The organism is Helicobacter mastomyrinus (assembly GCF_039555295.1).
Lineage (GTDB): Bacteria > Campylobacterota > Campylobacteria > Campylobacterales > Helicobacteraceae > Helicobacter_C > Helicobacter_C mastomyrinus.
Genome location: NZ_CP145316.1, coordinates 550674 through 563113, shown reverse-complemented (window position 1 = coordinate 563113; position 12440 = coordinate 550674). Strand labels below are relative to the sequence as shown.

Sequence of the window (12440 nt, the reverse complement as noted above, 5' to 3'; positions counted from 1 at the left end):
TGATTAATGGTGCTAATATTTAAGTTATTTGTAAGTGTATCTATCGTGCTTTGGTTAGTTAGGTTGATTGTTGATTTATTGTTGATGTAGTATTGGTGGCATTTGTCATATACTTACTTTTTCATTCTCGCAATAAGTGAGGTGCTTTTATCTTTCTCTATACGCAAGGCTTCTACAATTTTTTTATTCCTACGGCAATACATATAAAATCCGTGGTAAGTTCCCTCCTTACCTATGAGCTTCCAAATGCTTCCTAAATCTAAATCTTTTTGAATATACTCGATAACTTCTTGCTCATATTTATCCCATTTACTTATGCTTGTTCTCCCTTTGGGTCGCCCTAAGATTTTACCTTGAGCTTTTGCTGCGGCTAAACCCTCCTTGGTGCGCATAGATAAAAATTCTTTTTCAGTTTCTGCAATGTGGGCGTATATTGTGAGTATAAGCTGTTCTGCATTGCTTTGAAATGTGCTTAACTCTCTTTGTTTAACAAAGATAAATTTAATCCCTATTTGTGATAGCTCTAAGAGGAGATTCATCACCTCTAGCATACCTCTCCCTAGCTTACTAAGGTCAGTGGTAATGAGCACATCACCTTTATTTAATCTTGATTTGAGGGCTGCGATTTTACGTTGTTCTTGGCTTTTTTTACTTGAAAGGGTGGCTTCAAGAAGCTCATCAATAATAAGCTGATGGGTTTGAGCGTATTCTAAGATAAGCTGTTTTTGTTTATCATTCTCTTGCTTTTCAACACCCACTCTAAGATATGCAATTATCATTATTCTTTTATCCATACTCAATATAAAAATGTAATTTTATATTTTTTTTATTAAATAATGTTTAAATATAATTAATGAACTTTTTATACAGAATAGATTCAAATAAAATATTTTAGTTTATCTAAAAATCGATATATCTTATTAATCTAAAGATTTCTTTTAAATATAGAAGTTTCCTGTAAAATGAAGTTTCTTTAGAAAAGAGATTGAATGATTAAGCCATTCAAGCCCCTCGAACATTAACAGCTTGCCCTAGAGTAGTGGAAGTGAGTGTGCCAGCGTTTGTGAAGGTTGTTAAGGAATAATGTAGATTTTATAATGTGGTATTTGTAGTGGGGCTGTCCTAAGGGGTGGCTGCCCCTTAGATGATAGCCTACTTTAAAAAAGGAGGCTAAAAATGGACAAGATTTCACATAAAATCTTAGCAGCTATTATACTACTATGTATAATAGTAGTCAAGTGCTACTAAGATAGTCCAAGCGCTCACTTTTAGCTTGAGGGTGAGCGTATCTTGTCCTACCTCTTATCAAGTCCTTGTTTTAGCCTCTTCATAAAAAGGAGATTGCCCTGAAAGCAAGATTTACACGAATCTTGTAGCTATTATACTATTATGTGTAATAGCTACCAAGGCTTACTATTTCTTACTATTGTGCTGTGTGCGCCGCTCTTGTATAAATGGAAACACATTCCATTTATACGTCTAAAGGATAGAGTTAAATTAAGGCTAAAGCTTTGTTTTACCCCTTGCGTGATTTCATCATACGCACAAAGTGCTTATCCACACTTGCCTGCAGCGTAGCATACAAGTGAAGCTCTTATCCTTTGGCAAATCCCACAAAGACAAACTCATTTTTGAAGGCAAATCACCTTTAGCTTGATGGCGGGCATAGCCTTGTTTTGCCTCTTAAGCCTGCAGATTTTGTGTGGCTTTTTAAGCTATAAATAATCTTAAATCGTATCGGGCAATGTTTTTTGTCTCAAAAAGCTAAAGGGTGGCAGAGGTAGAGGGAGCTTAAAGGCATTTGTATTGCCACTATGGATAGAATCTAGCTCTTTGCCATTTTGCAAACAGATTCTATCAAATCTCATCATTTTTACGCCATTTTCTTTATAGATTTCGCCTATCTCGCTCTTGCCACAAGCCACATCAGCGTCAAATGGCATAACAATCTCCTTTGACTCTCCTACTCTAATAGTGTGGCGGCACATCGCCCATTCCCCATTCTCATCGACTTCGGCATTGACTTGATAGCTGCCCTCACTTATAGCGGTTAGATGATTTTGCGTATTGAGCTTTTCATAAGGGCGATGGACAAGATAACCATCGGTGAATCCGCGATTTTTAAGCGTGTTAAGCTCATTGATATAAAATGCACTATTGTCCCTTTTTGCATAATAGTCATCAATCGCTGCACGATATGCTCTAGCGGTAATCCCCGCATAATAGTTTGACTTCGTGCGCCCCTCGATTTTCAGAGCATCAACCGCGCCAGATTCTAGAATCTCGCGGATATGTCCGCTTAGGTTTAAATCCTTAGAGTTAAAAATATGTGTCCCTAAGCCCTCTGTCTCTTCAAGTCTCATCATTACGCCATTATCAGGGTTTTTCACATAAAATTCCCTGCCATCAAATTTGACTAATTCATCATTTTCTACATTGCGGACAAAATATTCATAGTCAAATCGGCAGTCATTAGCGCAACTCCCACGATTAGGCACACGCCCACTTTGCAAAGCAGAAATCAAGCATCGCCCAGAAAAGGCAAAGCACATACTGCCGTGCACGAAAATTTCAATCTCTAAATCAGGCAAATGCTTTTTAATCTCTAGTGCGTCTTTAAGGCTCATCTCTCTTGCGGCGACTATGCGCTTAATACCCATTTTATAAAACACCTCCGCGTCAAGGACATTTAGCACATTTGCTTGTGTGGAGAGGTGGATAGGGATTTGCGGAGCAATCTTTTGGGCTAAAGCTACCACGCCAATAGCCGCTATGATAAACGCGTCAGGCTTGAGGCCTGCCATCTTTTCTATATGGGATTGCAGGAGTTTGAGCTGGGAATTAAAAGGAAAGCCATTAATGGTAACAAAAACTTTCTTGCCTAGAGTATGGGCATATTTCACACCCTCTGCAAAATCCTCAAAAGTAAATTCCTTCCCCGCACGTGTCCTTAAAGAGAAGTGGCTCACGCCTCCATATACAGCATCAGCCCCATAGGCAAGGGCGATTTTAAGCTTTTTGAGATTCCCCGCAGGGGAGAGAAGCTGAATGTTTTTAGATGTTGCGTTCATTTTAAATTTATTTGAGGTGGTTATTTTGCGCCAAATGAAGCGATTAGAGCTTCAATATCATTTTCATTAGCTACATCTTCTTTGTTATCTCCGGTGATAAACACAGCCGAGCTTACACGTTTGTTATCATCGATTTTCCCCTCAAATAGGGAATTCATATATTGAGCCAATGCACGCATAACATTAATCACGCGCTCAATCTTTTGACGATGAATGTCTTGATATTGCATTAAATCCATTGCTTGCATAGAAGCGTCGCTCACATTGTTAGCTGATTCTATAATCTCTTTATTGCTTTTCTGTGCATTTTTTGTCGCTTCTAGGGCATTTTGAAAGCTTTGAATATGAGGGAATGTCGCACAAAGCTTACCAAAAAGCTCTTCTTGGTTTGCTAAATACTGCTTAATGTTTTTTGTTTGTTGGATAATTTCTTCAGCTCCATTACTCATAATCTCAAGCTGGTCAAAAATCTGTGTGCCTTTGACTTCCGTGTCTTTGGTTACTTCATCGAGCTGATGGACGACTTTATGCTCTTGGGTTGGGGGAGGTGGAGGCCACTTCTTACCTGCTTCTATGCGAAAATCATTAGGATCGACCAACTCTTTTTTGAATTCGGAATCATCACTAGAGTTTGAAGTCTCATCAACCTCAGTAATATCAGGCTCCCCATTCATAAGAGAATCTAGCTCTTCTTGCGTCATTATATTTCCTCTTTTTAATAAAATGAATACCCATTATACTATATTATTCATTTAAGTAGTTTATGAATTTGATTTACTCTTTTGCATCACTGCTTGCACCGCATTTATAAAGCATAGGGCTAAAGGCTTTATCAGCGATGATGACTTTTTCTCCAACCTTAAAACCCGCCGCTTCAATAGGGTCATAAACAATTTTTAGAATCTCCCCTCCGCATAGTATGCTAACAATACACATATTTTCATAACGCTCAATATCGATAATCTCACCGCTTAGCTTCAGTTTTGCGCTTAATCGTTTTTGGATAAAGACACTTTCATTATTTCCATCGCGGATAATGCGTCCATTTTGTATCACAAGGGTGCGCGAGGCAAGAGTAAAAATCTCGCTTAAATTATGGCTTACGAGTATAGTGGTTAAATGCAAATGCTTGTGGATATGCCCAAGCTCATTTTGTAAAGTCTTGCTCATCGCATTATCAAGCGCAGAAAAAGGCTCATCAAGGAGTAAGATAGCAGGACGTGAAGCAAGGGCGCGAGCGAGTGCTACACGTTGGGATTGTCCGCCGGAGAGTTGATTAATCCTTGTTTTTTTAAGAGGCTGCAAATCCATAAGTGTGATAAGCTCATTAGCATAGCCCCTGTCTTTTTTATCCTGTATCCCAAAGCAAATATTATCATACACATTAAGATGAGGGAAAAGTGCGTAATTTTGAAACACAAATCCTATGCACCGCTTCTGTGGAGGGAGATTGATATTTTTTGATGTATCGAGCCATATTTCTTTGCCAACGCGAATATAACCATCTTGCACTCCATCAAGTCCGCTTAAAACGCGCAAAACACTTGTTTTACCCGCTCCACTTTTACCAAAAAGCGCGATAAACTCGCCAAAGTTGATATGTTTATCAATTTCTAATGTAAATGCCCCATCGCTTCCTAAGAGCGGCTTAGAAAAGCGTATATGAATATCATTCATATCATATCTCTTTGCTGAAAATGCTTGTTGAGATAAAAGATTGCTAAAAGGAGCACGAAACAGATTATAAAGAGTGTAAAGGCATATTGATGTGCGAGGCTGTAATTGAGCGATTCTACCTCATCATAAATAGCTATACTTGCCACGCGCGTTTTCCCCGGGATATTGCCCCCAATCATCATCACCACGCCAAATTCTCCTATAGTGTGGGCAAAGCTCGTTACACATCCTAGTAATATAGCAGGCTTAATATTAGGCAAAAGCACAAAAAAGAGCGTATAAATGCGACTTTTGCCCAATGTGAAACTTGCTTCTTTAAGTGATGATGGGAGGCTTAGAAATGCGCTTTTGATAGGATTACACATAAAGGGTAGGGAAAAAATAATACTTGCTAACACAAGCCCCTCAAAGCTAAAGACAAGTTTGATATTAAAATGCTCTAGCAAAAACGCTCCCAAAGAGTTTTTAGGGCTAAATGTAATCAAAAGATAAAATCCCAACACAGATGGAGGGAGCACAAGGGGCATCCACACAAGCACTTCACACACAGGGCGCAAAGGATTTGGTGAAAATGCAAGATAATTGCCTATGATAATGCCAATAGGCAAAAGAATGATAGTAGTAAGTGTCGCCACAAGAAAAGTAGTTTGCATTGTTTCTAAAAAATCCACTACAAAGTCCTTTCAAGCACGATATGAGTAGGTGATACATACCACGTATATGTTTCTTGCGAAAAGCTAAGCGGCAAGAGTGAGGGGATAAGCGCATTTATACTCAATGCTTGAGAAAGTGCAGATTCTAGATGAGTAATGGGCGTAATCGCTACACGCGCAAACATACAATCCTGCCCCAAAGGCTGAATCTTACCCTTAAAAGCGTTAGGAATCCCTAGTGGCATATTATCTTGCCCTTGCAAAATGATGACTTCATTTTCCTTAAAAGTAGCCATTACTTCGCTCTCTAGGGTAAATTCATTAGATTCAATAACAAGGCTATATAATGTGCCAAATGCGCATTGCATTTGTATCAGCTCACAACCGCTATGTGCGCTAATGTGAGTAATGCGAGATGGAATCTTATTCATTCCTTGTATCCCTAATGACTAATCAGCCTTATCGTATCCATACTCCTGAAAGATTCTAAGTGCTACTGGCGAAGTCAAAATATATTCTGCAAATTCTTTAGCAAGCACAGAATCTTTGCCGTGATTGGGGATTATAAGTGCTTGATTGATAGGCTTATAGGTAGATTCATCGATTATCACATAGGTTAAATTGGGCGTTTTATTATCTTTAATCACCATCGAAAGCGCACTAAAGCCAATTTGAGCAGAACCTTGCAACACATAAGTAGTTGCTTGTCCTATGGATTCACCCGTGCGAAGCTCAGATTTAAGCTTTTTGTCTAGTTTTTGGGATTTTAAAAACTCTTGTGCTGCCCTTCCATAAGGAGCTACTTTAGGATTAGGAATAGCAATATCTGTTAGCTTATCATCTTTTAAAATATCAATGCTACTTGCATTAAAGTTAGCATTTGCACTAATAAGTGCTAACTTGCCTTTGGCATAGTTTTTAGGCGCTTCAGGGGCTAATTTATCTTTATAAACTTGCTCGGGATAGCTAACATCTGCTGCGATAAAAAGATGAGCAGGAGAACCCTCTTTAATCTGTGCATACGCCTTGCCAGAGGCAATATAACTCACTTGAATCTTATCTTTTTTATGTGTTTTAAGAAATTCTTTCTTAATATCTTCAAGCACATATTTGAGACTAGCAGCCGCAAGGACATTAATCTCTTCAGCTACCACTCCCACACAAATAAATGCACTCAAAACACATACGCTAAGCACTCTTTTAAACTTCTTCATTCATAACTCCTTGTGTTAAAGTGAAAGTTGAATCATATAATATTTTATATAACCAAAATATTAAGCTTCTTAATGTGTTTTGAAATCCTTAAGTGCTGCTTCCAAATGTGAAAGTCGCTCTAAAAGCCCATCAAAATCCTCTACATTATCTAAATAATCAAAGAATATATTTTTGACACGTTCAGTTTCATTAAATACTTCAAGGAGTTTGAATCCTAGTGGTGTGAGCTGTGTGCCTCCGCCGCCCTTGCCTCCATTGCTAGATTCCACAAGGGGTGTGGGGGAGAGCTTATTCATAATATCTACGCTATCCCACGCAGCTTTATAGCTCATACGCATTTCCTTTGCGGCTTTAGAGATAGAGCCTGTTTTGGCAATGCGCGTGAGGAGTTCGGCGCGCCCTACGCCAATATAACTTTTATCATCTTTTTCAAACCAAAAACGTGCAAAAATATTCATCATTTACCCTAGATTCTAATATACAATCACATACGTTTTTAGTGAGCCGTGTACCCCAAAAACCGTTTGCAGCTCAATATCCGCTGTGCGCGAAGGACCAGCGATAAAAATCATATTGGTAGGGAGAGTGCCATTCTCACTTTGAGCTTTAAGCGCACACACGCCTTGATAAAAATCCTCAACAATATCAGCCTTTTTAAGCAACACAATACAAGTTCGTGTAACAAGCGAGGAGAGGCGCGGGGCGTATTTATGTGAGGCAATACCAATAATCCCCAAATTTGCCACTCCACAACAAGCGTGAATAATCGATGTATCGATACCAAATAGCTCATCTCGGCTTTCATCAATGCTCTTTTCATAGGGGATAAATACCATAGAAGCCCCTGCATTAGCTTCACGCAATGCTTGTATATCAAGTGCATTGGCGATATTAGGATTATAGAGAATCTTTTTTGTTTCTACTTCAGCAAGTGCCTTGTGAATATCGCTTATAAGTGTGGTAGGGCTAGATTCTATCACAATGGCTTTATTTGCCCTTTGTAAGGTGATGTATTCTTGCACTTTGTCATTTTCTGCGCTTTTAAGCGGATTTGTATAATGCGAAGATTCTACACGGAGGGGATTGCTATGGAGTGAATCTCTCACGTGTTCTAGGATAGATTGTTTACTCATAGATTACTCCTTTCATATTGGATACTTTTTTGTGGAGATTGCCGCTTAATGTGGGGAACTCCCTATATGCTACCCAATTTTTAAGCCCGGGTATCAAAGGCGCAAAGGGTTTTGCTAAAGGTGCAAATGTATTTGCCAAGCTCAACGTTCTACGCCATGTATTGCCATTGGTAGCCGCTTTTGTAAATTGATTCATTGCATACTCTTCTTGTTTGTTGCGCAATGAACCATCGTTGTTTTTGAGATTCTTGCGCCCCTGTCCTACTTTCTCACTACGTAAATCGCGTATAAGCTCCGCTAGTGGAATCTTCACCGGGCATACTTCACTACATCGTCCGCATAAGGAGCAGAGATTCACCATATGTCCGTAATTTCTCATACCAAAGAGCTGCGGGGAGATAACCTCGCCAATAGGTCCGGGATATGTGCTTAGGTAGGCGTGTCCGCCTATTTTATCATACACCGGGCAATGATTGAGGCAAGTGCCGCAGCGGATACAAGAGAGTGCGCGGTAAAAATGTGAATCTTTCAGCATAGTTGAGCGATTATTATCAAGCAGAATAATATGGACTTCTTTTGGTCCATCTAGCTCATCTGCTTTGCGCGGAGATGTGATGATGTTGTTATAGCAAGTGATAGGCGCACCTGTGGCGGAAGGCACAAGCAAAGCATCAAGTATAGAGGCATCTTCAAAGCTTTCTACAATCTTTTCAATCCCACAAATAGCTACGTGAATATCACTTGCAGTAGTGCTCATACGCCCATTGCCCTCATTTTCAATCAGCCATATCGCCCCTTCATTAGCAATAGCGAAATTTACCCCGCTAAGCCCCATTTTAAAGGTTTGAAACTCCTTGCGTAAATGCACACGGGCGATTTCATTTAGCTTTTCTGGCTCGGATTCTAGCTTTGCCCCGAGCTTTTGGGCGAAAATCTCTCCAATTTGATAGCGATTTTTATGAATAGCAGGGGCGACGATATGCACTGGTGGCTCATCAATAAGCTGAATGATAAGCTCTCCTAAATCTGTCTCCACAGGGTCTAAGCCCTTTTGCTTTAAAAAGGCGTTTAAATGCGTCTCCTCACTCGCCATTGACTTGCCTTTGAGAATCTTTGTGATGTGCTTTTCTTTCATAAGATTATAGATAATCTCGTTTGTTTCCTTGCTATCACTCGCCCAATGCACGATAAAGCCATTTTTGAGCGCATTTTGCTCAAAGCGTTCAAGCAAGGTATCAAGCTGGGATAGCGTCTTTTGCTTCACTGCCCTGCCTTGCTCACGTAGAGCCTCCCAATCCACATAGCGCGAAGCGATAAGATTTTTACGATTACCCTTAAGTGTATCCATCACACTTTTAAGATTTTTCCTTAATTGCTGGTCATTGAGCTTGTTATGGACGATTGTATTATGTTCTTGATGGCTCATCTTATGCTCCTAATCCAATTCTTTGGGCTAAAAAGTCATAGAGATGTATAGGCTTTACATTGACTTTTTGTTTTTTCATCGCGCCGCTGATATTAAGCAGACAGCCTGCATCCGCAGAGATAACATACTCGACATTGCGTGAGAGAATATCTTCAATCTTTTGACTTAGCATCGCATGAGACACTTCAGGCTCTTTAATGCTAAAAGTCCCGCCAAAGCCGCAGCACTCTGCCTCTCGTTCTAATTCTACAAGCTCCACATTTTGTAAAGAGGAGATGAGCGCTTTTGCACTATCTACTACCTTACTCGTGCGCAAAGCGTGGCAATTACTATGCCAAGTAACTTTTGTTGGATTGCCTTTGTCCTCATAGCGCACTTTGAGAATCTTATGCAAATACTCGCCTAAGTCAAACACTCGCTCACTAAATTGCTTAACACTTTCATACTCCTCTCTCCCTTCAAACAGCTCTAAATAATCGACTTTCATCATACCTGCGCAAGAACCTGAAGGCACTATAATGGGCTCTTCTCCTTTGAAAAGTTCTACATTATAAAGTGCCACCTTGCGACTTTGCTCATAATAGCCAGAATTGTAGCTTGGCTGGGCGCAGCAAGTTTGATCCTTTTTAAAGACCACCTCGCAACCCGCATTTTGCAAGAGTTTAATTGCATTTACACAGGTATCTGCACACGCGACACCACCAAGACAAGTTGAGAAAAAAAATACTCGCATCACTACTCCTTCCTTGAGTATAGCTTGATTCAAAGCGCTAATATCATATAGATAGAAAGCTTTAAATAATGTAAAAGGTTAAATATCGCTGTAACTTTCTTTTTTAAAAATGTTTCGTATATACCCATTGTGGGGATATAGATATAATTGTGGGGATATAATGGCTTTTAAATGTTATGATTTTACACATTAGTATAAAATATCGCTTATATCTAGCCATATATTAAGCTTCTTTTCTTTATAACTTAAGTTAAGCATCATTTTTTTGTTTGCTGCAAATTTTTAAAGTCAAGGAGAGATACGTTTATGGAAGTATGGCAACAAATCTACGATCCATTATCAAACTTAGGTTTAAGCGCGCTTATCGCTTTTTTACCCATAGCCTGTTTTTTGGCTTGTTTGTTGGTTTTTAAGCTTAAGGGCTATCAGGCAGGGTTTTTAACCCTTGTGCTTGCTTCGATTCTGGCAGTTTGTGTGTATGATATGCCCTTTTCACTTGTGGGGGCGAGTTTCGTGCAAGGTTTCGCACAGGGGCTTTGGCCTATTGCGTGGATTATCATCGCGGCAATTTTCCTCTATAAATTGTCTGTAAAATCAGGTTCGTTTGAAGTGATTAAGCAAAGTGTGATGAGTATCACGCCAGATCATAGAATCCAAGTGATTTTGATTGGCTTTTGCTTTGGTTCATTCTTAGAGGGGGCTATTGGGTTTGGTGGACCTGTGGCTATTACCGCTGCGTTGCTTGTGGGGCTAGGACTTCGTCCTTTATATGCAGCTGGATTATGCTTGATTGCTAATACCGCACCTGTGGCTTTTGGGGCTGTGGGGATTCCTATCATAGCAATGTCTAACCTCGTGGGTATAGAGCAGCACGCTGTCGCTGCTATGGTGGGTAGAATGCTTGTGCCTTTGAGCCTTACGATTCCTTTCTTTATCGTTTTTTTAATGGATGGATTTAAGGGCGTGAGGGAGACATTTCCAGCTATTTTGGTTGCAGCCGTAAGCTTTACAGGCACACAATTTTTAAGTTCAAATTATTTAGGGGCAGAATTGCCTGATATTGCTTCGGCTATCGTATCACTTGCTTGCACTACTTTGTTTTTGCGTATTTGGCAGCCTAAAAATATCTTTAGACTTGATGATGAGAAAAATTTCTCCACACAAAGCACATTGAGCTTAGGGCAAATCTTTAGGGCGTGGCTACCATTTATCTTGCTTGTAGCTTGTATTATTGTTTGGACGCAGCCTTGGTTTAAGGCGCTTTTTGCAAAAGGTGCGATTTTTGATTACACACAAGTAACTATTGTGTTTAATAACATCACGCAGAGCATTCAAACAGAGAAGGGCGGGGTTATTCCTTTAAGCCTTCCTATCAATTTTATTGCTTTGCAGGCAGGGACAGCTATACTCTTAGCAGCATTCTTAACTATTTTATTTTTAAGAATCAAAGCGAGTGATGCGGCGGATTGCTTTTGGGATACACTTAAAGAAATGGCAATTCCTTGTATCACTATTGGACTTGTTGTCGCCTTTGCGTTTGTGTCAAAAAATAGTGGTATGAGTAACACTCTAGGTATTGCCTTTGCAAGCACAGGCGATGCTTTTGCTTTCTTTAGCCCGGTTATTGGGTGGCTTGGTGTCTTTATCACCGGAAGCGATACAAGCTCAAACCTCCTCTTTGGGACATTACAGCAGGCTACAGCACATAATCTTGGTCTTAAAGAAACATTATTCCTCGCGGCAAACTCCGTAGGTGGCGTGGTTGGTAAAATGATTAGTCCGCAAAGTATCGCTATTGCGTGTGCGGCGGTGGGATTGGTCGGTAAAGAATCTGATTTGTTTAGATTCACTTTGAAATATTCTATCGCCTTTATCATTCTTATTGGTATTTGGACAGCAATTATTGCTATGTTCTTACCTACTATCATACCTGATGTGGTTACGCTTTCTAAATAATTGCGAAGCCATCTTAAGTATCTAGCCTTATGGGCTAGATACTTCTATATTGGTAAAATAATAATCTTAAATTACATTCCAATTTACATCTACTTTACAACTCCCTACTGCTATGTTCGCACATATACGGAGAAGAACAACGCTCAATGAAATCACCTAAGATATGTTAAGAGTGCAGCTCATACAATATGACCTAGACCAGAAGTAACGCTTGCTGTGCAATAGGCTCATTATTGATTAACGGAAAAAGCCCGATATGCCCACAATTAAAGATGCTAAAGGAAGAAATATTGTAAATCCACATATTGATGGTGAAGAATATAAGGGCAATATTCCCTTGTATCTTTCAAAGAATACTAAGAAGTCCATTCAGCTGATGATGTGGTATTGATGGCAGAAGGAGTGGGTAGCCAATATTTCTCTAGGGCTATGGATAATACTGAAGTCTCTTTTGGCATTATGCACGCTTTGGGTATTGGCGCAAAAAAGTAGTAGAGATAATTTTATTTGGTTTCTCAGGGAAAGATTCTTGTTTGCAGTCTTATACAAGCTGAAGCGTAGGATTATAGAGTAATT

At 39.6% G+C, this 12440-nt stretch carries 13 protein-coding genes; 2 read left to right on the top strand and 11 right to left on the bottom strand.

Annotation, left to right across the window (positions count from 1 at the left end):
- Positions 1-113 precede the first annotated feature (113 nt).
- The 11 genes from V3I05_RS02880 to V3I05_RS02830 all read right to left on the bottom strand — a co-directional run bounded on the left by V3I05_RS02880 (position 114) and on the right by V3I05_RS02830 (position 9908).
- Positions 114-779, bottom strand: a complete 666-nt coding sequence (locus tag V3I05_RS02880; RefSeq protein ID WP_343353069.1) for a recombinase family protein — start codon at positions 777-779, stop codon at positions 114-116.
- 948 nt (positions 780-1727) lie between these two features.
- Positions 1728-3071 carry a peptidase U32 family protein gene (locus V3I05_RS02875; RefSeq protein WP_343353948.1) on the bottom strand — a complete coding sequence of 448 codons (1344 nt, stop codon included), beginning with the start codon at positions 3069-3071 and terminating at the stop codon, positions 1728-1730.
- A gap of 20 nt (positions 3072-3091) precedes the next feature.
- Positions 3092-3772 carry a chemotaxis protein gene (locus tag V3I05_RS02870; RefSeq protein WP_343353947.1) on the bottom strand — a complete coding sequence of 227 codons (681 nt, stop codon included), beginning with the start codon at positions 3770-3772 and terminating at the stop codon, positions 3092-3094.
- Between the two features lie 73 nt (positions 3773-3845).
- A complete protein-coding gene (locus V3I05_RS02865; RefSeq protein WP_343353946.1) occupies positions 3846-4748 on the bottom strand; it encodes an ATP-binding cassette domain-containing protein in 903 nt (300 codons plus the stop codon).
- Positions 4745-5401, bottom strand: coding sequence for a molybdate ABC transporter permease subunit (modB, locus tag V3I05_RS02860; RefSeq protein WP_343354240.1), 657 nt, complete (start codon positions 5399-5401; stop codon positions 4745-4747). The genes V3I05_RS02865 and modB overlap by 4 nt, the downstream gene beginning before the upstream one ends.
- A gap of 17 nt (positions 5402-5418) precedes the next feature.
- Entirely contained in the window at positions 5419-5832 is a 414-nt protein-coding gene (locus V3I05_RS02855) for a hypothetical protein (RefSeq protein WP_343353944.1), read from the bottom strand.
- A gap of 18 nt (positions 5833-5850) precedes the next feature.
- Complete coding sequence (modA, locus tag V3I05_RS02850) at positions 5851-6615, bottom strand: molybdate ABC transporter substrate-binding protein (RefSeq protein WP_343353942.1); 765 nt, start codon at positions 6613-6615, stop codon at positions 5851-5853.
- A 69-nt stretch (positions 6616-6684) separates the two neighbouring features.
- A complete protein-coding gene (locus V3I05_RS02845) occupies positions 6685-7074 on the bottom strand; it encodes a winged helix-turn-helix domain-containing protein (RefSeq protein ID WP_343353941.1) in 390 nt (129 codons plus the stop codon).
- A 15-nt stretch (positions 7075-7089) separates the two neighbouring features.
- Entirely contained in the window at positions 7090-7749 is a 660-nt protein-coding gene (locus V3I05_RS02840; RefSeq protein WP_343353940.1) for a lactate utilization protein C, read from the bottom strand.
- Positions 7742-9175, bottom strand: coding sequence for a LutB/LldF family L-lactate oxidation iron-sulfur protein (locus tag V3I05_RS02835; protein WP_343353938.1), 1434 nt, complete (start codon positions 9173-9175; stop codon positions 7742-7744). Before V3I05_RS02835 ends, V3I05_RS02840 begins: the two co-directional genes overlap by 8 nt.
- Position 9176: 1 nt before the next feature.
- Positions 9177-9908 (bottom strand): (Fe-S)-binding protein, encoded by a 732-nt coding sequence (locus tag V3I05_RS02830; protein ID WP_343353936.1) that lies wholly within the window; start codon positions 9906-9908, stop codon positions 9177-9179.
- A gap of 306 nt (positions 9909-10214) precedes the next feature.
- Here V3I05_RS02830 and V3I05_RS02825 point away from each other — a divergent pair, with 306 nt between their 5' ends.
- The gene (locus V3I05_RS02825) at positions 10215-11864 is read left to right on the top strand and encodes an L-lactate permease (RefSeq protein ID WP_295699643.1); all 1650 of its coding nucleotides are present in this window, start codon (positions 10215-10217) and stop codon (positions 11862-11864) included.
- Positions 11865-12120: 256 nt separating this feature from the next.
- Positions 12121-12255 carry a hypothetical protein gene (locus V3I05_RS02820; RefSeq protein ID WP_343353935.1) on the top strand — a complete coding sequence of 45 codons (135 nt, stop codon included), beginning with the start codon at positions 12121-12123 and terminating at the stop codon, positions 12253-12255.
- Positions 12256-12440 lie beyond the last annotated feature (185 nt).